Genomic DNA, 22,149 nt, shown 5'->3' with positions numbered 1-22,149 from the left:
GATGAAGGTTACAAAGGCGCAGGTAGAGGCAAATCGAGCGCACATCGTCGAAACGGCTTGCACGTTATTTCGTGAGCGCGGTTACGACGGTGTGGGTGTAGCGGAGTTGATGGCTACTGCCGGGCTAACCCATGGCGGGTTCTACCGGCATTTTGGCTCCAAGGCGAAGCTGATGGCAGAAGCCGCCGCCTATGGTCTAGCCAAGACCAAGTCGCAAATAGCGGGCGTGGATATTGCCGACTTCATTGAGCAATATGTGTCTCGTGAGCATCGTGACGACCGCAGTGGTGGCTGCACCATAGCGGCCCTGTGCGGTGATGCTGCTCGCCAACCTGAGGAGATCAAAGCTACGTTTGCGACCGGACTCGAAAATTTGCTGGCAGAGGCGCTCGGCGAAGGTGACGAAGGCAGTCTGGGCGAAGCGCGCGCAAGGGCGATTGATACGATCGCCCATGCGCTTGGTGCACTTGTGCTGTCACGGGCTTGCCCCGACGACTCCCCACTAGCGGACGAAATTCTAAAGGTCTGTCGTATATCGATTCTTGGGTCGCGCTCAGTTCCAGTAACGGCTGGGTAGCGTCGACGTATTACATTTACAGATAGCTTCGAGGTTAGGGTTAATTAGGCCAAGTTCGCCTTCAGAAATCTCCCCTGCTAGATAGTGGTAAATTTCCAGAGATTTCTATGCTGGTCAGGCCTTTTTCTGCTAATGGCTACAGGCTGCCTTCGGCCCAGGGCGTGTAAAACGCAGACAGCAATCTTGATATGATTTGACCAGAATTCATCCCAGCGGGAGAGGCCTGGCGACGATTCATTCAAGGCGAAAGTCGGGCTCAAGTTACCTTGTTCCCAGAGAGTTTGGATGACTATGCGACGAACACTAACCCAGTGCGGGTCGTCGATGTATTCGTCGCTGAACTCGACCTCGGCAAGCTGGGTTTAGAAGGTGTCGTACCGGCAACCCGCTTACCATCCAGCTGACCTGCCGAAGACTTATATCTACGCTTATCTCAACCGCATCCCTGTGGTCAAAAGACAGTTATTGGCCGTGACCTGTCCTGCGTAATAGGCCGTAAAACGTCAGCGTGGCGGTCCCTTTTCCACACTTTTGCACCAGAAAACGCGTGTCGGTTTCAGGGGGGGTCAGGCTCATCGGCTTGGCACCTCGCCAACCACGGTGGTGCGGAACATTTCACGGCGCATGCCGTGATAGTCGGCCACCGGCATGTGCCAGGTGCTGCGGTTATCCCAGATTGCCAGGGTGCCCTGGCGCCAGCGCATACGGCAAGTGAATGCCTCGGTAGTTGCCAGTTTGAACAGATAATCCAGCAGCGGACGTGATTCATCTGGGCGCAAGCCCTTGATGCCGGAGGTGTAGGCGGGATTGATGAATAGCACCTTTTGGCCGGTCTCCGGGTGGCGGGTCACCAGCGGATGGCTGCGTGTCTGCGCCGAAGTGTCACTGCCATAACGGATCGCCATATTTTCCAGTAGCGCGTTGTGGTTGGCGTTGACCCCGTAGGCCATCTCCGGGCTGTGTACGGCATCCAGACTTTCCAGCAGATGTTTCATCCCCGGTGATAGCCACTCATAGACCAGCGCCAAATTAGCGTAGCAAGTATCACCGCCGTAGGGGGGAATGTCGTGGCCGTACAGTAACGTGAAGGCTGGCGGGCGCTCCTGGAAAGTCCAGTCGGTATGCCAGGCACCGCCGAACACGAACGATGTTTTCTCGGTGGCTTCCTTGACCACGTGCACCACATGCGGATGCTCATCCATACAGGTCACATAGGGCTCATGGCCAAACTCGCCGAGCTGTTGGGTAACCTGCTCCAAGTCGCTAATGCTCAGGGTCTGATCACGGATAAAGATCACCTTGTGCGCGAGCAGGGCTCGGCGCAACTCGGCAAAGCCATCGTCGTTCAGACTGGTCAGATCGATAGCTTCAATATCCGCGCCAATTGCACCGGTCGTTGGGGTTACGCGCATATGGTTGTAACTAGCGGCGCGGTTATGGTCGGGTAAGGTGTAGATGAACTCGCTCATGGCTCGCACTCTTATGGGTTGGAGTGAACACAGGATGCGATGCGATGACCAGCTGAGCTATGATAATTACCGACAAAAAATGATAATTACTGCCACCTCGATCGTGGCCTGAGAGCAAGCTGATGGACTGGCGCCAAAGCCGCTCACTGAGCGGCGTGCATTACCTGTTGGAAACGGCTCAGAATGAAGGTGTGGATGCACCGAGCTGCCTGATCGGCAGCGCCATTTCCAGCGAGGTACTGCAACAGCGAAATGCACAGATCGAGGCTTGGCAGGAACTGGCTGTGATCCGCAACCTGCTTGAACATGCCGGCAGGCCGGGCCTTGGGTTTGCCACGGGTCAGCGCTATCACCTGACATCACTGGGGCTACTCGGCTTCACTATGCTCGCCAGTCGTACCCTAGGCGAAGCATTTGCCACCTTCAGTCGCTTCCAGCTACTAGCCCTGACACTGTGCCCGGCGCGAGTCGAAGAAGATCGGCGCGGCACCTGGCTACTGTTCGATGCCAGCGTGCTGCCGCAGGATACGCGTGCATTTGTGATCGAGCGAGGGCTGTCCGCGTGCCTTGGTGTTGCCGGGGAGTTGTTACAGCGACCGCCGGAACCCTTGGCTGTGGAGATGACGGTCAGTGCACCGGCGGACCTATCCATGCTGCAGCGCGAATTTCATTACCCTATTACTTTTGAAGCCGAACGTAACGGCATACTGTTTTCCCATGCAGAACTGCAGTTCAATCTACCGCAAGCACACATCAGTGCGTTCAGCGAGGGCGAGCAGCAATGCGAACGCTTTTGTCTTGAGATAGCCCATCGACTGGTTAAAACACCCACCGCACGCTTAGTGCAACAGGTGCTAATTCGCGACTCGTCGACCCTGCTCAGCAGCCGTATGGTTGCCCAACGTCTTGGGCTATCAGAGCGCACCTTGCACCGTCGCTTGGCAAAGGAAGGCCACGCGTTTCAACAGCTAAACGAGCAGATTAAGCAGCGCTTAGCCGAACGCATGCTGCGGGACACGCACTTGGATCTCGCCAGCATCGCCCTACACCTGGGCTACGCTGAGACGGCCAGTTTTTCGCGAGCATTCAATCGCTGGACTAACAGCCCGCCAGGAAAGTGGCGTAACAACCGGGGACAGACCACGATTTAAGCCGTAACCCTTTAATCCTGCCCTGTCCCCCAACACTCGGATCGCGCGTTTCAGCCTACTGCGATTCGCCGTCAGCGGCAGTCCTGGTTTTCAAGTATTGATCCAGCGGTATCAGCAGATTTGGGGCTTGGCTTAGTTCATTCGAAAGTAACAACCGGGGACAGACCACGATTTATGCCGTAACCCTTTAATCCTGCCCTGTCCCCCAACACTCGGATGGCGCGTTTCAGCCTACTGCGATTCGCCGTCAGCGGCAGTCGTGGTTTTCAAGTATTGATCCAGCGGTATCAGCAGATTTGGGGCTTGGCTTAGTTCATTCGAAAGTGTCTGTGCCTCTGTGATCATGTTAGGGGTTAAGCCCTTGGTCGCTGCAATGTTCTTTTTGGCGTTGTTCATGGGCGAGTTGTCCAGAGTTGCCGATTGTAGAAGCAGAGCCAGGCCGAGTTTTTTGTCCACCTTGACGCCATCGCCGCGCATATAGAGCATGCCCAGATTACCGACGGCGAGCGCATCGCCCTGCGCTGCTGCCTTGCGATACCACTGATTGGCCTGCGCAAAGTCCACCGGAGTGCCACGACCGTTTTCATACAGCACGCCTAGATTGTATTGCGCGTTGGAGTTGCCTTGCTGCGCAGACTTTTCATACCACTGAATCGCTTGTGTTTCGTCCTTGGCGACACCGATTCCCTGCTCGTACATCAGGGCCACATTGAACTGGCCATCGGAGTTGCCGGTGTCTGCGACGGTGCGAAATTCTTTAAATGCCAGCGGCAAGTCACCGGCTTGATAGGCTGCAACGCCCTCCTCCAAGCCGGCTTGCGCCGATGTGCTAACGAGACTGAAGATCGCCACGAGCGTTAGGGCTGTGGTGGAGTGAAGTAATCGATTCATTGCGTTCATGTGAAAAATCCCTGGTTCGTTGGTGAATGCCTGACTGCCTTATCGAGGACAGACCACAATTAATCTCTTCAACAAATGGTGATGAGTTTACATACCACTGCTCAGCTTCGCCTTTTTCTTCGTGTGCTTGCATCTGGCCTAAAGACTTTACGCCATCAGTCTTGTTTTTAGTGGTGTTTTTGTCGCCACATCCAAAGCAGCCGCTTAAGACCAACGAACGGGGACTAAAAGGAGTGCGTAGTGAATACGGGAAAACCGCAGTATCGAGTCGCTTAGTTTCCTACAGCATCACTATGGCGTCTGGCGGTTCGTGCTCTCCCTAGGGCGCTCAGCTGGCTTCAGACTTCGTTAAGATTAGCCATAGATACTCCATCCCATCGAACCACCGCTGGAGGGAGTATCTATGGTCAACTCCGAATGGAATATGCTTTTCCCGTTGAGATTCGGCCCGGACCTCAATCGCCCACTGTCATTAGCGCTAACGCTCAAGGAATCCCCCGCCCGCGCCGAAGTCGAGTGCTTTATTCAAGAGCGATTCGCTGCTATTCACCATGCAGAAATCCAGCAATTTATGCCTGAGCTATTGGCATTGCATGACCGTCAAGGGCTGCTCAGCGCAACGGTCGGTGCGCGCATGGCCGCCTCCAGCCCGCTTTTTATTGAACAGTATCTTCAGCGACCAGCGGAGAGCGTATTGTCCCAAGTGGCTGGGCGACAGGTCCTCCGTGGTGAAATAGTTGAAGTGGGCAACCTTGCTGCACGAAACGCTGGTAGCGCGAGATTGATTATTGTCGCAATGACTTGGCTACTGGCCCGTCGTGGCTTGCGCTGGGTGGTCTTTACCGGAGCAGCGACGCTCATTAACAGCTTTCAACGCCTAGGTTTGGAACCATATTTATTGTGTGACGCCGACCCCGCATTGCTTGGAGAAGATCAATACAACTGGGGCAGCTACTATGCCCAAAACCCCCATGTATTTATGGGTGATATCCGCAACGGCCTGACTCAGTTGGAAACCAGTGGAGTTCTCGCACGCCTGGGTTTTCCATTGTCTGAGTGTGAGGTTTCCAATGCGGCCTGAACTTGAGCAATTTCGTCAGAAACTAAACCAGTATGCCTTGGAGTTTGCGCATAAAAAGGCTCTGCACGGCAATAACTCTGCATTCGACTACAGCCAACTGTTGGACGAACTGACCAGCCGTGAAAAGCAGCTTAGCAAGCATGCCGGTAAGGTTTTTGCCCTTGCTCTGGAAAACAGCCCAGAGGCAGTGCTATGGGACTTAGCCGCTCTATTTAGCGGTTTACCCTGTGTTGTGCTCCCCTCCTTTTTTACGCCTGCACAACGGGCTCATTGCATGATGCAAAGCCAGGTTGAACTGGCTATCGCCAGTGCGGACATGAACGAAGAAATGTTAGCAGCAGGTTTTACTGCGCAAAACGCGTTCTGGGCGCGCACCCGTACTGCAGATCCTGGACTTCCCTCAAACACGGCCAAAATCACCTACACCTCAGGTACTACCGGAGCACCTAAGGGCGTTTGCTTAAGTGCAGAGGCACTGTTACGGGTTGCTCGAGAGTTGCAAAGCGCTAGCCAGGGGAGCAATCCACAGCGCTACCTCGCTGTACTCCCCTACGCGGTTCTACTGGAAAACCTGGGGGTATATGCGGCACTGATGACGGGCGCCGAGGTCACCGTATTACCGCAACAGCAGATGGGTATTACGGGGGCAAGCATGGTGGACTGGCAACGGTTACTCGGCACTGTAGTGATGAGCCAGGCACAGAGTCTGATCTTGGTGCCTCAGTTGCTCTTGGGGTTAGTCACAGCCATTGAACGTAACTTACTGAACAGTGCGCAATTTCGTTTTGTTGCCGTGGGTGGTGCCAGGATTTCAACTGACTTACTAGAGCGGGCGCACGCAGTAGGACTGCCAGTTTTTCAAGGTTACGGCCTCTCTGAGTGCGCCTCGGTTGTAAGCCTAAATCGCCCAAATGCTAATCGACTCGGCAGTGTTGGACGACCGCTTCCGCATGTACAGGTTCGGCTTGGTGATGACGGTGAGGTAATGGTGCGAGGCTCCGCTTTACTGGGATATCTTGGCGAACAACCTCTGCAAGATGATTGGCTGGCAACGGGTGATATCGGTGAATTTGATGCCGACGGTTATCTCTATCTCAAAGGTCGAAAAAAGCATCAGTTCATCACCAGCTTTGGTCGCAACGTCAACCCGGACTGGGTCGAAGCCGAGCTGACTCAGCAAGGCACTATCGCTCAAGCGTTCGTGCACGGAGAAGGGCTCAGTCGCAACCTCGCTCTGCTTTGGCCATTGGATCCGGCCTGCTCCGACAAAACCTTGGCCTGCGCTGTGGAACAGGCCAATAAAGCGCTGCCTGAGTATGCCCAAGTTCGAGCGTGGACACGTTTGTCAGAACCCTTTACTCCAAACAACCAACTGCTTACCAGTAATGGTCGACTACGTCGCGAGGCCATCCTCACGCGATACCACGACACCCTTTCCGAACTTATGACTGACTGAGAATTTCTCCATGATTTTTTTTGACCAGCTTCAAGCCGCAACAACTCAAGAGCGAAACAATCTTTTCAGCGTGCCGGTGATTGAAGATGCCCTGAACGGTAACGTCAGTTTAGAAAGCTACCGTGCATTTCTGATACAAGCCTACCACCATGTTCGCCATACGGTGCCGTTGATGATGGCTTGCGGCTCACGTCTACCAAGCCGCTTGGAGTGGTTGCGTGCGGCAGTATGCGAGTACATCGACGAAGAATACGGCCACGAACAATGGATACTCAACGACATAGCAGCCTGCCAAGGGGACGTCGAAGCAGTACGTAACAGCCAACCATCGTTACCCATTGAACTGATGGTGAGCTTTCTTTATGACCTCATCGCCCGCGGTAACCCGGTGGGGTTGTTTGGTATGGTTAATGTTCTGGAGGGTACCAGCATTGCCTTAGCAACTCAGGCCGCAAGCGGTATCCAGCAGCAGTTAAAACTGCCTGACACGGCGTTCAGCTATTTGTTCTCCCATGGATCGCTTGACGTAGACCACATGGAGACATATCGCGGCCTAATGAACCGTTTGGACGAACCAGCCGACCAAGCTGCCGTGATCCATGCCAGTAAAGTGGTGTACAAACTTTATTCCGACATGCTCCGTGGCCTGCCAAGGGCCGAGTCCAACGCACTTGCGCGCGAGGTAGAGCATGCAACTGTCTGATTGCCGTGTGGTTCTCACAGGTGCAAGCGGAGGTATTGGTCTTGCACTAGCAGAACACCTTTGCGCCAGCGGTGCACAGGTTTTGGCAGTAAGTAGAACCTCAAAAAACTATGATCAATTGCTTAAGGCTTACCCAGAGCGATTACATCTGGTTTGCGCAGATTTACTCAAGCGCGAAGGACGCATTGCCGTGACTGAGGCGGCTAGAAAACTGGGTGGGGTCAATCTTTTACTCAACGCTGCCGGGGTTAACCGTTTTGCCCTGTTGGAGCAATTTGATGATGATGACATTGAGCAAATGCTGTCCCTAAATGTACTGGCCACTTTGCAGTTAACTCGCGGGATGTTACCCATTCTGCGTAACCAGCCCCATGGGCTGATAGTCAACGTCGGCTCGATTTACGGTTCAATTGGCTACCCTGGCTACGCCGTATATTGCGCGAGCAAGTTCGCTTTGCGTGGGTTTTCTGAGGCTTTGCGTAGGGAACTTGCAGACACCAGCGTTAATGTCTTGTACGTAGCACCACGCGCCACCCGTACCACCATGAACAGCCCTGCGGCTATGGCCCTAAGTGATGCACTCAAGAGCGGTATCGATGAGCCGCAAAGCGTTGCCCAACAGGTGCTGCGAGCCATTAGCAACGACTTTAACGAACTGTATCTCGGCTGGCCGGAAAAACTCTTTGTACGTCTCAACAGTATTTTTCCCAACATAGTCGACCACGAACTGCGTAAACAACTTCCGATCATTAGACGGTTTACACAATCCACCAAAGACGAGAGCCACTTGTGATGACTAAGCGCGTTTATCTCCTCGCCATCAGTCTCTTTATCTTATGCTTACAAACTAGCGCTTGGGCTTTGGACCCCGCAGATAGCCAACGCTTACTGGACATTCAACAGCGATGGGCGCAAATCCAATATCAAACTGCCGAAAAGCAGCGAGCTGAAGCGTTCGAAAAGCTTGCGGCTCAAGCCAAGAGCTTCACCCAAGACCGTCCACAAGCAGCGGAAGCTTGGATTTGGCAAGGCATTGTCATCAGTAGCTGGGCCGGTGCTGAGGGCGGCTTAGGGGCATTGGGCAAGGCCAAAGAATCCAAGTTATTGCTAGAGAAGGCTCTGCAACTAGACCCTACGGCCTTACAAGGCTCAGCCTATACCAGCTTGGCCGCCCTGTATGACCGTGTACCCGGCTGGCCTATTGGCTTTGGCGATGCTGACAAGGCTGGGCAATTACTCAAACAGGCCCTGCAGATTAATCCGCAGGGCATCGATAGCTTGTACTTTTGGGGCGATCATTTATACCGCGAAAGCCAGTATAGCGAAGCCCGTAAAGCGCTACTCAAAGCCAAGCAGGCAGCACCGCGCCCAGGACGTGAGGTCGCAGACGCTGGCCGGCAACAAGAAATTGATGCTTTACTGATGCAAGTACAACACAAACTTGATTGACAAGGATCTCCATGCGATTGCTGCTCGTTGAGGACGATATTGCCTTGGGCGAAGGTGTGCGTACTGGATTGCGTACCGAAGGTTATACCGTCGACTGGCTGCATGATGGTGTCAGCGCTGTGCACGCACTGCTCAGCGAAACCTTCGATCTATTGGTGCTAGATTTGGGCTTACCACGGCTGGGTGGTATTCAAGTGCTGCAACAGTTACGTAATAGTGGCTCCAGTTTGCCGGTGTTGATTCTCACAGCCCGTGACGACACCGATGATCGTATTGCGGGTCTAGACGCAGGTGCTGATGACTATTTGGTAAAGCCTTTCGATCTCAATGAACTGAAGGCACGCCTGCGTGCCTTATTGCGCCGAAGTGCTGGACGCCCACACCTGCTTATTGAACATGCTGGGGTCAGCCTGGACCCTCTTACCCAACAGGTACGCTACAAAGGTGAATTGGTTGTGGTAACACCTAAGGAATACCTACTGCTGCATGAGCTGCTTTCGCAACCGGGCAAAGTCTTTACCCGCGAGCGCCTAACGCAGCTACTTTACGGCTGGGACGAAGAAGCAGAGAGCAATACCTTGGAAGTGCATATCCATCACCTACGCAAAAAACTCTTTGGTGAACTGATTCGCACTGTGCGGGGTATCGGTTACTTGGTGCAAAGCTGATATGACCTCTTTACGTCGACGTACTCTTTGGCTCGTACTAGGGCTGATGATTTTTGGCACCGCACTGATCGCCATTTACAACTTCCATGACAGCAGCCACGAGATCGCCGAAATCTACGATGCTCAGTTGGCACAGAACGCCAGGCTCCTGCAGGGTGTGATGCAAATGCCGATGCAGACCGATCAGCATGAGCAACTTTACCAGGCGTTCAATGAAGCCCTGAGCCAGGCCGGCCACCATAAAATTGGCCACCCTTACGAAAGTAAAATGGCCTTTCAAGTTTGGGGGGCAGACGGTCAAAGCTTGGTCCATTCAGCCAGCACGCCTGCATTTGAGAAGCCCTTAGATAACCCGGGATTCTCAGACCTTACGTCGGCAGGGCACGGCTGGCGCGGGTTTCTGTTACCAGACGAGAAACTTGGCCTCCGAATTTGGGTAGGTGAGCGTGACGACGTTCGTCAAGACTTGGTTGACCGTATCGTTCGTCATACCCTGCTACCCAATGTAATCGGCATTCTGCTGCTTGCGGTTTTGGTGTGGCTGGCTATTGGCTGGGGGCTTAAACCCCTTCAGGACATGGCCCAGATAATCCGTGGCCGCCACCCCGAATCCCTCGACCCACTGCATCTGGTTCCCCTCCCCAAGGAGCTAGAGCCTATGCAGGCCGCTCTTAACCGACTGCTATTTCAAGTCGAGAGCATGTTGCAGCGCGAACGACGCTTTATCGGTGATGCTGCCCATGAGCTGCGCACGCCGCTGGCGGTGTTGCACGTACATGCACAAAACGCGCTGCAAGCCCCAAATGACATTGCACGAAACGAAGCACTTAACTACATGATCGTCGGCGTGGACCGCCTTACACGCGTCGTTAATCAATTGTTGATAATGGCGCGGGTTGAACCTGAGTTGGCACCGAAAACGTGGCGATTGATCGACTTAGAAGCGGTAGTTCGTGAAACCCTGGTGGAGCTAACCTCCTGGGTGCTGAACAAAGGTTTAGAGCTTTCGCTGGAGGTGCAACCGGGCAGCTACCGTATCACGAGTGATGGAGCAGCAATCAGTATTGCACTGCAAAACCTGCTCACTAATGCGGCAAACTTCTCGCCTGCAGGGGGCGAGTTGTTAGTGCACTTATCACAACTGCCCGAAGGTGAAATACAACTAAGCGTTAAAGATATGGGCCCCGGCATTGATGAGCAGCAACTGGCGCGTTTATTCGAGCGTTTCTACAGTCAAGGTAACCCTCAAGGTGCAGGCTTGGGCCTTTCTATCGTAGAAATGATCGCCAAACGGCTGGGTGGAAGTGTGATGCTTAAAAATGATCACGCAGGCGGCCTTTTGGCAACCCTGAAACTACCCGGCAGCGCTTCCAATAAACTCAAAAAAACAACGATTTGAATACAGTTATCTACAGCCTTAGTTAAGACGGTGGTACTAAAGTCAAGACGGCGATACTAAGCCCTGCACTCGGTGATGCTGCGTTTAAAACAGACTCAGCAAGCCGCTTGCGGTTAACGCACTTTAACGGGGCAGCCCTGACTGCGGCCCCGAAGGGGTGAGTGAAACGAATCATGCTCATTTACAGCACGTTAGTTGCAACCAGACCAGGCTTGAAGCTGAACAAGTTTAGCCTCTCAGTTGAGTGCCAACTTAAGATCTATGGTCGTGTAAGTTTGCGCTCAAAGCCACGGCAGTGCCTCTGGAAGATGAGACCCGCCATGCCCACTCTTATGGACTTTGGACGGTGACCTTTAAATGCCCCGCAAAGACTCACACTTTCCTCACCCTTACTTGCCCTGATGCACCGGTCGACGGCAACGCCTGGGCATTTTTAATCCTGCCCAAAGCAGTAAACCAAGGCGCGGCCGGATGACGGTGGAGGGAACCATTAACGGCCACCCTTTCACGGCGTTACTCGAACCTGATGGTTAAAAAGCCACTGGCTGAAAAGTCGATGAACAACTGCTTAAAAGCCCAGGCGTAGGCGTGGGTGAGCCTGTTTGCTTTGAGGTCAGTGCCGTGGAACCCGAACCAGAACCCAAAGCCCCTGCTGACTTGACCGAAGCTTTAGATGCTTCGCCCGCAGCGTATATGACTTGGGAAAACACCACCGCTGTTGCCCGGCTTGACTGGATTCATTGGATTGCATCGGCCAAGCAAGCGCAGGCACGCACAAAGCGGATTCATGATGCATGCGACATGCTGGCCGCAAGAATGAAAGAAAGGGGTGTGCTGTTTTGACGCGTCGGGTTATTACAGCAAGGCGTTCAGTGCACCGCGGGTTGCGCGTGCAAAGGTGCCTATTGCCAGAACGAAACAGCTTGGGCGACCCAACGTGGTTGTTCTGCATCAATCCAGTGGGCTGTCTCGATCATTCCCTGATCTGCCCGGATTATTCAGTGTTTGAAGGTTGTTTCTGTAGCCACGCGTCGAGAGTTCTTGAGAATCATCATCAATTGGCCTGTATAATCCCGCGGTAACTTTTTGTGTCAAAGGGAAACAGGCTTATGTCCGTACATCGAGTAACCAGGTTCGCGCGTGTAATCGGCGCCGGGGTTCTTTCCATCGGCATGCTATTCGCCAGTGGCGTGTACGCTGATGACCCGGTAACCCTGACGCTCTATAACGGCCAGCATGAGGCCACCGGCAAGGCCGTGGCCAAGGCATTCGAAGAGAAGACCGGCATCAAAGTGCTGATCCGCAAGGGCGGTGGTGGCCAGTTGGCGAACCAGATCGCCGAAGAAGGCGAGCGCTCCCCGGCTGACATCATTTACACCGAGGAGGCGCCACCGCTGATCAAGCTTGGTAGCCAGGGCCTGTTGGCCAAGGTGGATCAAAGCACTTTGGCGCAGGTCGACTCGAAATTCTCTGACGACAACGGCAACTGGCTAGGCATCACCTCGCGCGTACGCGTATTGGCCTACAACCCGGATCTGATCACTGAAGCCGAACTGCCGAGCAGTGTGCTGGAAGTGGCCGACCCGGAGTGGGCAGGCAAGATCGCCTTCGTGCCCAGCAGCGGTGAGTTCCTCGGCCAGACCGCCGCGGTCATTCGTCTCAATGGCCGTGAAGCCGCCGAAGAGTGGTTGACTGGCCTCAAGGCATTCGGCTCCACGTACACCAACAACGTCGTCGCCATGAAAGCAGTGGAAAACGGTGAAGTCGGTGCGGCGCTGGTCAACAGCTACTACTGGACAGCCCTGAAGAAAGAGAAAGGCGAACTCAAGTCCAAGCTGCATTACTTCGCCGATGGCGATGCTGGCGGCCTATCCAGTGTATCCGGTGCGGCGGTGGTCAAAGCCAGTAAACACCCGAAAGAGGCTCAGGCGTTTCTGGCCTTTATGATCAGTGACGAAGGCCAGCAGGCCATTCTTAGCAAGTCGGCCGAGTACCCGGTCAATCCGAATGTAAAAGCTGATCCGTTACTTAAGCCATATGACCAACTCAAGCCGCCAGCGATTACCGCAGCGCAGATCGGCCTGGCCGAAGAAGCGCTGGAGTTACAACGCGAAGTCGGAATGAACTGATCATGCAACCCGAAGCCGTCACTCCTGAACTGCCGTTACCCGCAGTAGGCCACACCACACGGCGGCGCAAGTCGCCGCCGATCTGGCTGCAAATTCCGGTGCTGGCGTTGCTGCTGGTGGCTGCCTTGCCGTTGTTTTTCGTGGTGGCCCGCGCAGCACAAACCGGTTTGGATGAGGCTTTTGCCCTGCTCTGGCGGCCGTTCGTATTCGGCTTGCTGGCCAATACCATGAAATTGATGGTGTTGGTGACTATTGGCTGCGCGCTGATCGGCTTGGGACTGGCGTGGTTGGTCGAGCGCAGCGACTTGCGTTGGCGCAAGCACTGGAACGTACTGCTGTGCTTGCCGTTTGCGATTCCTTCATTTGTCAGTGGCTTTACCTGGATATCAATAAGCCCGATGTTCGAGGGTTTGGGCGGTACGGTACTGGTGATGGTGCTGTCGAAATACCCCCTGATTTACCTTCCCGTGGTGGCGACCCTGCGCAGCCTTGACCCTGCGCTGGAAGAGTCGGCGCGCATGCTTGGCCTCAACCGTCGCCAAGTGTTCTGGAAGGTCACACTGCCGTTGCTGCGCCCAGTGCTGATGGCCACCAGCCTGTTGGTGGCGATACACATGCTGGTCGAGTTCGGTGCGCCGTCGATCATGCGCTATCAAACCTTTACCACTGCCATCTACCAGCAGTTCGAGCTGGAGTTTAATGGCAGCAACGCCGCCATGCTTTCAGCACTGTTGTTGGCATTGTGCATGATGCTGCTGTGGGGCGAGTTTCGTCTGCGCGGTCGCGGATACGCGCGTACCGGTCAGGGAGTGGCCCGTAGCTCAGCACCCGTACGCCTGGGCCGCTGGGCTGTGCCTGCCCAGGTGTTGTTGCTGGTGTTGGTTATTATTGGCTGTGGTACGCCGTTGACTATGCTTGGGTTTTGGATCGTCGAGGGCAGTTCGGCGAGCTTTCCAGTGGCTGAAATCGCTCAAACGCTTTGGGCATCACTGTCCTACTCCTTCGGCGGGGCTTTACTCAGTTGCCTGCTGGCGTTACCGGTGTGCCTGGTGGTGGTGCGCTACTACGGGCGCATGGCTACGCTCGCGGACCGACTGCCCTACCTGCTCCACGCCTTGCCGGGCTTGGTGATTGCCCTGTCCTTTGTGTTCTTCGCCCTCGGCTACATGCCGGCGTTGTACCAAACCAGCATTCTGCTGCTGATTGCCTATGCACTGCTGTTTATGCCGATGGCTCAGGGCCCGATTCGCGTGGCCCTGGAAAAGGCCTCACCGCAATTGGAAGAGGCAGCGCGGACCTTGGGGCACACACCTATTGCGACCTTTCTCAGGGTGACCCTACCGATTATCTCACCGGCCATCGGCGCTGGCTTCGTGCTGGTTTTTCTCGACTGCATGAAAGAACTGACGGCGACACTGATCTTGGGCCCAACTGGCTTGGAGACTTTGGCGACTAAGGTCTGGTCCCACACCGGCAACTTGGAATACGCCGGCGCTGCACCTTATGCCGCGTTGATCGTACTGGTGTCCGGTCTACCGGTTTACCTGTTGACCACACGGGCCTATCGACGTAGTTGAGCAAAGGCCGCGCTGCAGCAACCAGCCTCAAACGCCCATCACTACCGGGGACAGATCGCCACTTCCGAGATATTGGCCTGCCCCCCTCCCCGCCCTAAGCATTTGCGCCTGGACGGCGAGCGTTCTTCTTCTGCAGGATCATCGACGCTTCGTTGTAAGCATTCTGGAAGACCTCGCCGCCGATCCAATCCACCGCCGTGTCTTCATCTTCGTCGTGAAAGATCCCGCGATAGGTGATGAGCAGGCCCATCATGAAGTCAGTCGCCGATTCTTCAGCTTCTTCAGCAATCACTAACTCCAGTACCGGGTATTGGAGAAACACCAAACACATTGCTAACAAGCTGACGCTTTCGCCAAATTTCATTGCCTGAAAAAGGTCATCGAAATGCGCCGGATCAAAGCCGTTCTCTTCGATATCTTTGAAATCGAAGGTACTCAGGTCGATTTCGACATCATCGAATGGCTCGTCGATAAGCGGATTGGCCAGCACCGGATGAACGACATTGGCTTTGGGCTTGCCTGAACGATTCTGTTTGGCCTTGGTTTTGGCTCGCTTGGCGCGTTTTTGCTGTTTCTCTGGGGAGGCCATGGAGGCAAGTTCCTTGATCGGTGCAGCCATATTTATGGCCCGGGATAATCGGACTCATAGTGTAAAGGCGGTCACAGGATTGTCCTATAAAGCGTTGCACTAGTCAGGCACTAACGAGCGTGGCCACGACCGCTACTTGCGTTTGTAGCTTTTATTTCCGCCCGATGTCAGACAATAGCGTCCACCTTTGGGCCCGGTGCAGAGCGTGCCGCTGCCACATGGGCACTCTCCCGCGCTGCCCGTAACCCTCAAGGGTGCAGAAGCCCCACCGTTTAGCTCAGCACTGCAATTTCGCTTCGAGCCGCTGATCGAGCTATCGTTGCAGACAAACAACTCACCATCACAACGAGCGATTCCACCTTTCTTACCCGAACAAGGCTGGTTAGCGGCGACGCTCGTTTGTGCCAGACACAAGAGCAAAAGAAACACCGCAAGGCGCGGTATATGAGTGAACGTCTTAGGGTAGGTCATGTGCTCGCGCGACCCTTATGCGACGTGCTTGTGGAGCACGCGGGGTTGGAGTTTTAGCACAGGATAAACAGACACCAGCAAAATGCCACTACTGCTTAATCAAATAGAAATTGAGCGCGTTACGATTAATCAGCGTTAAATAAAAATGCTTCGCCGCGCCTAATTAAAGTCACAGCGAAGCATTGTCGGGTGCGCCCACTTTCAGTATTTACTTGAAGTTAACCGAGCGCATTGGCTGGGTATTAACATTCAACTCGAAAACGTCAGGTCTTGAATAATGGCCGCAGACGTCGAAATCCAGATTGCTCTTGTTCAAAATCGACATATCAAGATCGGCGTATATCTCAGTCTCGGCATCATAAACCGGGCCAGCTAATACCTCCCCCATTGGACTGACGATCATGCTGCCGCCGTGCATGATGTAATCTTCTGGTTTGAAGTCCAGGCCAAAGGCAGCTTGGTAGTTATCCGGATACTCTTCAAGCTTGATTGCCTGGCAGGCTGAAAGCACAAAATTTCGCCCCTCCACCGCAATATGGACCATGGAACTGGCCCACGATTGACGATCATCTGCTGTCGGGGTGCAGTACAGCTCAACGCCTTGGGCATACATGGCTTGCCTGAACGCCGGCATGTAGTTTTCCCAGCAAATCACATTGCCGATTACGCCGATTTCAGTATCAACCGCATCAATTGTCGAGCCATCGCCAAAGCCCCAAATGGTTCTTTCTTGCCCTGTCGGCATCAACTTGCGGTGATAGCTTGCGATCCCTTTTCCGGGGATCAAGGTCACGGCGGTGCAGTACAAGGTACGACCGAAACGCTCAATGATTCCCATCACAACAATCAGGTTTAGCTCATCAACACACTCGGCCAGCACGGCCAATTCAGGGCCATCTAACTCGACTGCGCCCTCGAAGTATTGATTGAATAGCTCCCGTCCATTGGCACTGCGGTTACCCACAACATTGCCGAAACTTTGGCCCTTTGGATAACCGCCGATAAAGGCTTCAGGGAATACCGCAAGTTGCGCACCTTGCTTGGCAACGCGGTGCAAAATGCCACAGGCTTTTTCAATGCTCGCAACGGGAGCAAATGGAATGGATGAGGCTTGGATAACGGCTACACGAGTCATAAATTTTCCTACTCCTAAGCAATATTTCTATCTTTAGTTTCTGGAAGCGTGACCAGCAAAACTGCAAAGCAAATGATTGAGATCACCGCCAGATAAAGCGCGGGGATATTTGGATCGCCAGTCTCGCGGATTAAAGCAGCCGCGATGAAAGGGCCTGGCCCGGCCAATGTCGCCAGAGCCAAGTTGTGGCCCAAGGCAGCGCCTGTGGAACGAATGGATGCAGGGAATACTTCGACCAGCAAAACCACGTCCATCACTGCGGTGATGGCAACCAGAATGCCGAAGATAATCAGTGCCGCGATGATGAGGTAAGTGTTAGCGCTGTTGAGCATCCAGAAAATCGGATACGCCATAGCGGCGAGTGCTAGAGCGGCGAACAACAGTAGCTTGCGTCGACCAAAAGCATCACTGATTCGCCCAATAATCGGATTGGCAATGCAGTAAACAACCAACGCCACACTGCATAACCAGAGCGAGGTACTTTTCGGTAAGCCTACCGAAGCCACCAAGTGGTTATTGGCGTAAGTAATGAAGTAGTAAAGGGACACACCAAACAAGGCTGAAAAGGCAAATGTGGTGATAAAGGCACGACGCTTTTCAGCAGGCGTTGGCTCCACGACTGCACCTGCTTCCCGTTGCTTTTTCAGTTCTTCATAGACGGGGGTGTCGCCCAATTTGCGCCGAATGAAAATTGCTACACCGGTCATGGCGATCGACGCAATAAATGGCAGCCGCCAGCCCCAAGAACTCAACTGTTCATCGGTCAGGTTAGTGGACAGGATCGCCGCAATGAATGTGCCGAACAGAAACGCACAGCCGGCCGTGCCGGTAATCACACTGGCGGCTGTTGCCCGACGGTTGGCCGGGGCACTCTCTACGATGTAAATGCCTGCACTCGACCACTCACCCCCCACCATCATCCCCTGAATGAAGCGCATGGTGATCAGCAATATCGGAGCCGCTACGCCAATCGCGCTGTAAGGCGGAAGTAAACCGATGATGGTGGTGCAAAGCCCCATACCGAAGACGGTAACGATCAATACCGCACGCCTTCCGAGCCTATCGCCAAGTGGCCCTAGGACTAATGCACCGAGTGGCCGAGAGAGAAAACCCACGGCAAAAACAGCCAACGAAGATAACAGCGAAACACCCGGAGCGGCCGATGGGAAAAACAAGCTACCAATCACGGCAGCAAAATAACCGTAGATGGCGAAATCGAACCACTCCATGAAATTGCCTATGCCTACTGCAATAGACCGTTTATGGATGTCCACGCGATCAGTTTGTGCAGAGCCCTCCTCTCCATCTCGTATCGCCCCTGACATGATCATTTGCAGCCCCTCTTTTGTAGGATTTGTTTTGCCGCTATCCTAGAAATACAGGCAGCCGGATATCAAACGATTAAGAAAAATGAGCCGGATTAACATACGTAATATCTCTCGAACAGATCTGAATCTGTTGCTCACCTTTCATTGCTTGATGACGGAGCGCAGCGCTACGCGGGCAGCGGCAGTTCTGCATGTAACTCAAGGCGCTGTAAGCGCCTCGCTACGGCGCTTGCGAGAGCTCTTTGCCGACGAGTTGTTCGTGCGTACCTCTGTGGGTATGGAGCCAACGCGCAGGGCGGTTGAAATCGCTCCGATGATTGCGCAGACCTTGGCCTCTGTAACGGCTTTGCTGGGTGAAGACAGCACGTTTTCTGCGCAAGACTCTCACTATATTTTCAATATCGCCTTATCAGACGACCTTGAAGCCTATCTGGCTCCCATGCTGGTCGCGGCAGTCTCCAGGCTGAAACTTGGAATCAGATTCGCGTTCCATCAAACCAATAGTTCGCTGTGGAAAAATGCCTTGCATGACCCGGCGATAGACCTGGTTATATGCAGTGAACCTAAGGACTTCAGCACCAGCTTTTCATCGTTGGTACTTTTCTCATCCTCGTATTCTTGTTTGTACAGAGCCGGCGCTTTTGGAGGGGCAGATCAAATTAGCCTCGAAGACTATTTTTCGGCTGATCACGTCCGCATCAGTTACGACGGTCGACGCGGGTTTATAGATGATTTATTCGAAACATCCGGCCAAACACGCAAAGTAACAGCCTCCTTTACCCACTTTTCCGGAGCCTTGACCACGTTGTTAAGCTGCGACACTGTAGCCACAATCCCTTCATTCGCCGCTGAAACCTTTGCCGCGAAAATGGCGCTGATCGCCAATCCTGTCCCCATAGCCGTTCCATCATTTCGCTGCTTTATGGTTTGGGATAACGCCAAGCAAGATAAATCTCAACACGCCTGGATTCGTGAGTTCATCAGTCAGATCACCAAAGACCTTTAATAAGAGTAACGACAGAGGACGCAGGCAACTGCCCCGCTGGCTCCAGTAGCAGCTGATCAATAATCGCAACCACCCCAAAGCTGAGGTTCAATCGAATCAATAGCCTGGCCAGCGCAGATTGTTTTCTGCCAAGCGGTTCAGGTCTCAGGTTTATTCAAAGCCTCGGTCAACCAGTCGCAAAAATTGCGGGTTAGTTGTTCATCCTCGCTGTCGCGGTGCACCAACCAACTCCAATTGGAGCCACGCACACGTTGCTCGGTCAACGGCACCACTAAACCATCGCGATGCGCTCTGCTGGCCAGTAATTGGCTGACCAACGCGATACCTAAACCTTGAGTCGCCGCGTCCAACAACAAGCCTGGGTCAGAGAAGTTCAGCCCCTGACTTTGTTGGCCAACATCGATACCGCCTTGAACCTGCCAATGGCTCCAATCCAGCTCTCGCTCGCCATGCAGGGTGATTCGCTGTTCTGCGCCCAGCTGCAACAACCGAGGGTGGCACGCTGGATAAAGGCTATCTTCAAGCAGTACGCGAAAACTGCATTCGGCCTGAGCGCTGAGATCGTCGCGTATGGCGATATCAATCGTTTGCGTGGCCATGTCGGGCATTTCATCAGTGGTTAGCAGCCATAGGTCAACCTGGGGGTACTGACGGTTGAATTCGCCTAAACGCGGTACTAACCAGTGACGCGCGAACGCCGGTGTGGTGTTGACCACAAGTTTATTGGGCTTGCGGTATTGCTCCAAACGCCGGATACCAACAGCCTGCGGCGGATAAATACAGCAAGAACCTGCTGGCAAAACTTTATCCGGGACGCGTGATTGAGCAAATAAATATCGACCCGGTCGCGGCAGGAGGTGGCGGAATCCACTGCATTTCCAAAAATCCCCCAAAAGCCAACTCGCGGGCAAACCACGAGTAAATCTGCCCTGCTTTTGAGCCGCTAATCCAAACCTCCGCCTTCCCTGCCATTAAGGCGGAGGTTTTACGCCAATCAGCCATTAGGTAACCCCCTGATCACACGCACGCAAAATATATTTTCATTTCACTGCATCCAATTGTCTTTCTCCCGTGTAGTACCAGTAGCAGCCGAATAAATGCTGCTCCTTTTGCACTTATGGAGAGACTTGCATGAACGCTAAAAAAATAATCAGCCTTGCCAGTACGACCCTCGCAGCCACCTGCTTATTGGCCGCTGTACCCTCGGCATATGCACAAATGGGTTTACCTGACAGCGTCAAGGTTCCAGACGGCAACAAAGTCGCCATGGAAACGGTGGGTGTGGGCGAAATCACTTATGAGTGCCGTGATAAGGAAGGTGCTGCCGGTCAAACCGAGTGGGTGTTTGTTGGTCCCAAAGCAGCGCTGAATGATCGCAGCGGCAAACAAGTTGGCGAATACTTTGGCCCACCAGCGACTTGGCAGGCCAAAGACGGCTCGAAAATCACCGGCACCCAAGTGGCAGTGGCACCAGCGGGCGATGGCAACATTCCTTACCAGCTGGTCAAAGCCAACCCGGCTGATGGTAAAGGTGCAATGCAGGGCGTTAGCTACATCCAGCGTGTTGCGATCAAGGGTGGCGTAGCCCCAAGCAAAGCCTGTACGGCCGATACCAAGGGCAGCAAAGAGATCGTGAAATATCAAGCAGACTATATTTTCTGGACTGCCAGCTAAGAACTCCGGTAATAGATAGATTTGATCAGGCTAGGTACTCGTCTAATCTGATCAGATCCCCCCAGCCAATACGGCTGGGGTATTTACTCATTACTGGCGTCTGAACCTATTGTCCTTGTCTGAGCCCATCTTTGATTATGAAGCGTGTTTGACTAGCTGCGCCCGAGGCGACCAGCAAGCATTACGCCGTCTGTACGACCAAGAAAGCGCTCGTCTTTTGGGCGTTGCCAAGCGCATCGTCCGCGATAACGCGTTGGCCGAAGACATCGTACATGACGCATTCATCAAGATTTGGGCACGCGCCAATAGCTATGACTCATCAAGGGGTTCCGCCCGTGGCTGGATCTTCAGCGTGACGCGCCACTTGGCACTTAATTTCATCCGCGACAATGCCGATGATGCCCTCGCCGGTGAGCTAAACGATGACGCGCTGATGGATGAGACATTGCCTGGCATTGCCGATACATTCGAGTACCGTGCCCGCTCAGGCCGAATTTATACCTGCCTTGAGCAACTTGAGCCTGCGCGGCGCAATTGCATCTTGCACGCGTATGTCGACGGTTACTCACATTCGGAAATATCACAGAAACTGGGCACACCACTAGGCACTGTCAAAGCCTGGATAAAACGCAGCTTGCTAGCTCTGCGGGAGTGCATGGGATGAGCAAGGAAACGGGCAACGATAGCCCAGAAAATATTGACGAGTTGGCCAGTGAATACGTGCTCGGCACCTTGCCTGCGCAGCAGCGCAATCAAGTGCGCATACGTATGGCCCGCGAACCGGCGTTACGTGCAGCCGTTGACACCTGGGAAAGGCGGCTACTGGACCTGACCGATCAAGCCGATCCTCAAGCACCCTCGCCTTTTTTGTGGCGGCGGGTCCAGCGCAGCATTGGCTCGGCCCCCTCTCCTCAGGCAACATCCTGGTGGAATCTGCTACCACTGTGGCGTGGTCTCGCCGGTGCCGGTATTGCCGCAACCCTGGTGCTTGCAGCCGTATTGATGCTGCGCAATGCGCCACTCAATGAAACGGCTTATCTGGTGGTGCTGGTTGCGCCGCAAGACAAAGCACCGGGCTGGGTGATCCAGACCAGTAACCGACAGGATATCCAGTTGATACCACTGGGCGTTGCCGAAGTGCCACGGGACAAGGCTCTGGAATTCTGGACCAAGGGCGATGACTGGCAAGCTCCGGTATCTCTGGGCCTGGTTAAACCAGGGCAAACATTGTCGGTTTCACTCAAGCAACTGCCGCCCATGGCACCCAATCAATTATTTGAGCTGACACTCGAAGGCCCCAATGGCTCGGCCACTGGCAAACCAACCGGGCCAATACAGTTCATTGGCCGGGCGGTGAAAGTCATCTAGCCATCGACCAAACGCCTGA

At 54.0% G+C, this 22,149-nt stretch carries 23 protein-coding genes and 2 pseudogenes; 18 read left to right on the top strand and 7 right to left on the bottom strand.

Annotated elements, in window-relative coordinates:
- Position 1 precedes the first annotated feature (1 nt).
- Positions 2-577, top strand: coding sequence for a TetR/AcrR family transcriptional regulator (locus ACIGCM_RS20615; RefSeq protein WP_397503923.1), 576 nt, complete (start codon positions 2-4; stop codon positions 575-577).
- 206 nt (positions 578-783) lie between these two features.
- A pseudogene (locus ACIGCM_RS20610) lies at positions 784-1,036 on the top strand (IS5/IS1182 family transposase); the annotation flags it as partial.
- Positions 1,037-1,149: 113 nt separating this feature from the next.
- Here ACIGCM_RS20610 and ACIGCM_RS20605 read toward each other — a convergent pair.
- The gene (locus ACIGCM_RS20605) at positions 1,150-2,046 is read right to left on the bottom strand and encodes a TauD/TfdA dioxygenase family protein (RefSeq protein ID WP_397503922.1); all 897 of its coding nucleotides are present in this window, start codon (positions 2,044-2,046) and stop codon (positions 1,150-1,152) included.
- A gap of 122 nt (positions 2,047-2,168) precedes the next feature.
- On the opposite strand from ACIGCM_RS20605, the gene ACIGCM_RS20600 reads away from it, so the two are divergent.
- Entirely contained in the window at positions 2,169-3,197 is a 1,029-nt protein-coding gene (locus ACIGCM_RS20600; protein WP_397503921.1) for an AraC family transcriptional regulator, read from the top strand.
- Positions 3,198-3,428: 231 nt separating this feature from the next.
- On the opposite strand, the gene ACIGCM_RS20595 is transcribed toward ACIGCM_RS20600, so the two are convergent.
- Positions 3,429-4,097, bottom strand: a complete 669-nt coding sequence (locus ACIGCM_RS20595) for a tetratricopeptide repeat protein (RefSeq protein WP_397503920.1) — start codon at positions 4,095-4,097, stop codon at positions 3,429-3,431.
- Between the two features lie 403 nt (positions 4,098-4,500).
- Here ACIGCM_RS20595 and ACIGCM_RS20590 point away from each other — a divergent pair, with 403 nt between their 5' ends.
- The 10 genes and pseudogenes from ACIGCM_RS20590 to ACIGCM_RS20545 all read left to right on the top strand — a co-directional run bounded on the left by ACIGCM_RS20590 (position 4,501) and on the right by ACIGCM_RS20545 (position 14,559).
- Positions 4,501-5,178, top strand: a complete 678-nt coding sequence (locus ACIGCM_RS20590; RefSeq protein ID WP_397503919.1) for a thermostable hemolysin — start codon at positions 4,501-4,503, stop codon at positions 5,176-5,178.
- Positions 5,168-6,634 (top strand): AMP-binding protein, encoded by a 1,467-nt coding sequence (locus ACIGCM_RS20585; protein ID WP_397503918.1) that lies wholly within the window; start codon positions 5,168-5,170, stop codon positions 6,632-6,634. The genes ACIGCM_RS20590 and ACIGCM_RS20585 overlap by 11 nt, the downstream gene beginning before the upstream one ends.
- 10 nt (positions 6,635-6,644) lie before the next feature.
- Complete coding sequence (locus tag ACIGCM_RS20580) at positions 6,645-7,337, top strand: TenA family transcriptional regulator (protein WP_397503917.1); 693 nt, start codon at positions 6,645-6,647, stop codon at positions 7,335-7,337.
- Entirely contained in the window at positions 7,324-8,130 is an 807-nt protein-coding gene (locus ACIGCM_RS20575) for an SDR family oxidoreductase (protein WP_397503916.1), read from the top strand. Before ACIGCM_RS20580 ends, ACIGCM_RS20575 begins: the two co-directional genes overlap by 14 nt.
- On the top strand, positions 8,130-8,786 hold the full coding sequence (locus ACIGCM_RS20570; RefSeq protein ID WP_397503915.1) for a tetratricopeptide repeat protein: 657 nt from the start codon (positions 8,130-8,132) through the stop codon (positions 8,784-8,786). The genes ACIGCM_RS20575 and ACIGCM_RS20570 overlap by 1 nt, the downstream gene beginning before the upstream one ends.
- 11 nt (positions 8,787-8,797) lie before the next feature.
- On the top strand, positions 8,798-9,454 hold the full coding sequence (locus ACIGCM_RS20565) for a response regulator (protein WP_397503914.1): 657 nt from the start codon (positions 8,798-8,800) through the stop codon (positions 9,452-9,454).
- A gap of 1 nt (position 9,455) precedes the next feature.
- Positions 9,456-10,853 carry an ATP-binding protein gene (locus tag ACIGCM_RS20560; protein ID WP_397503913.1) on the top strand — a complete coding sequence of 466 codons (1,398 nt, stop codon included), beginning with the start codon at positions 9,456-9,458 and terminating at the stop codon, positions 10,851-10,853.
- 346 nt (positions 10,854-11,199) lie between these two features.
- Positions 11,200-11,733: pseudogene (locus tag ACIGCM_RS20555) on the top strand (YdeI/OmpD-associated family protein); the annotation flags it as partial.
- A 229-nt stretch (positions 11,734-11,962) separates the two neighbouring features.
- A complete protein-coding gene (locus ACIGCM_RS20550) occupies positions 11,963-12,982 on the top strand; it encodes an extracellular solute-binding protein (RefSeq protein WP_397503912.1) in 1,020 nt (339 codons plus the stop codon).
- 2 nt (positions 12,983-12,984) lie between these two features.
- A complete protein-coding gene (locus tag ACIGCM_RS20545) occupies positions 12,985-14,559 on the top strand; it encodes an ABC transporter permease (protein ID WP_397503911.1) in 1,575 nt (524 codons plus the stop codon).
- A 94-nt stretch (positions 14,560-14,653) separates the two neighbouring features.
- On the opposite strand, the gene ACIGCM_RS20540 is transcribed toward ACIGCM_RS20545, so the two are convergent.
- From ACIGCM_RS20540 to ACIGCM_RS20525, 4 genes are all read right to left on the bottom strand, one after another.
- Positions 14,654-15,148, bottom strand: coding sequence for a hypothetical protein (locus tag ACIGCM_RS20540; protein ID WP_397503910.1), 495 nt, complete (start codon positions 15,146-15,148; stop codon positions 14,654-14,656).
- Positions 15,149-15,280: 132 nt separating this feature from the next.
- Complete coding sequence (locus tag ACIGCM_RS20535; protein WP_397503909.1) at positions 15,281-15,619, bottom strand: hypothetical protein; 339 nt, start codon at positions 15,617-15,619, stop codon at positions 15,281-15,283.
- Between the two features lie 208 nt (positions 15,620-15,827).
- Positions 15,828-16,754 (bottom strand): carbon-nitrogen hydrolase family protein, encoded by a 927-nt coding sequence (locus ACIGCM_RS20530; protein WP_397503908.1) that lies wholly within the window; start codon positions 16,752-16,754, stop codon positions 15,828-15,830.
- 14 nt (positions 16,755-16,768) lie between these two features.
- The gene (locus ACIGCM_RS20525) at positions 16,769-18,079 is read right to left on the bottom strand and encodes an MFS transporter (RefSeq protein WP_397504065.1); all 1,311 of its coding nucleotides are present in this window, start codon (positions 18,077-18,079) and stop codon (positions 16,769-16,771) included.
- Between the two features lie 85 nt (positions 18,080-18,164).
- On the opposite strand from ACIGCM_RS20525, the gene ACIGCM_RS20520 reads away from it, so the two are divergent.
- On the top strand, positions 18,165-19,088 hold the full coding sequence (locus ACIGCM_RS20520) for a LysR family transcriptional regulator (RefSeq protein WP_397503907.1): 924 nt from the start codon (positions 18,165-18,167) through the stop codon (positions 19,086-19,088).
- 137 nt (positions 19,089-19,225) lie between these two features.
- Here the strand turns inward: ACIGCM_RS20520 and ACIGCM_RS20515 are convergent, their stop codons facing one another.
- Positions 19,226-19,888: a LysR substrate-binding domain-containing protein gene (locus tag ACIGCM_RS20515; RefSeq protein ID WP_397503906.1), complete on the bottom strand. Its 663-nt coding sequence runs from the start codon at positions 19,886-19,888 to the stop codon at positions 19,226-19,228.
- Between ACIGCM_RS20515 and ACIGCM_RS20510 the strand changes: the two genes are divergently transcribed.
- From ACIGCM_RS20510 to ACIGCM_RS20495, 4 genes are all read left to right on the top strand, one after another.
- Positions 19,825-20,010, top strand: coding sequence for an agmatine deiminase family protein (locus ACIGCM_RS20510; RefSeq protein ID WP_397504064.1), 186 nt, complete (start codon positions 19,825-19,827; stop codon positions 20,008-20,010). The genes ACIGCM_RS20515 and ACIGCM_RS20510 overlap by 64 nt on opposite strands.
- 209 nt (positions 20,011-20,219) lie before the next feature.
- Positions 20,220-20,762, top strand: a complete 543-nt coding sequence (locus ACIGCM_RS20505; protein ID WP_397503905.1) for a DUF3455 domain-containing protein — start codon at positions 20,220-20,222, stop codon at positions 20,760-20,762.
- Positions 20,763-20,871: 109 nt separating this feature from the next.
- Positions 20,872-21,426 (top strand): sigma-70 family RNA polymerase sigma factor, encoded by a 555-nt coding sequence (locus ACIGCM_RS20500; protein WP_397503904.1) that lies wholly within the window; start codon positions 20,872-20,874, stop codon positions 21,424-21,426.
- A complete protein-coding gene (locus ACIGCM_RS20495; protein WP_397503903.1) occupies positions 21,423-22,130 on the top strand; it encodes an anti-sigma factor domain-containing protein in 708 nt (235 codons plus the stop codon). Before ACIGCM_RS20500 ends, ACIGCM_RS20495 begins: the two co-directional genes overlap by 4 nt.
- The last annotated feature ends 19 nt before the right edge of the window (positions 22,131-22,149 follow it).

Source organism: Pseudomonas sp. NPDC078700, from assembly GCF_044542375.1.
GTDB lineage: Bacteria > Pseudomonadota > Gammaproteobacteria > Pseudomonadales > Pseudomonadaceae > Aquipseudomonas.
Note: the sequence above shows the minus strand (reverse complement) of the source record. Positions and strands in the feature narration are given on the sequence as shown.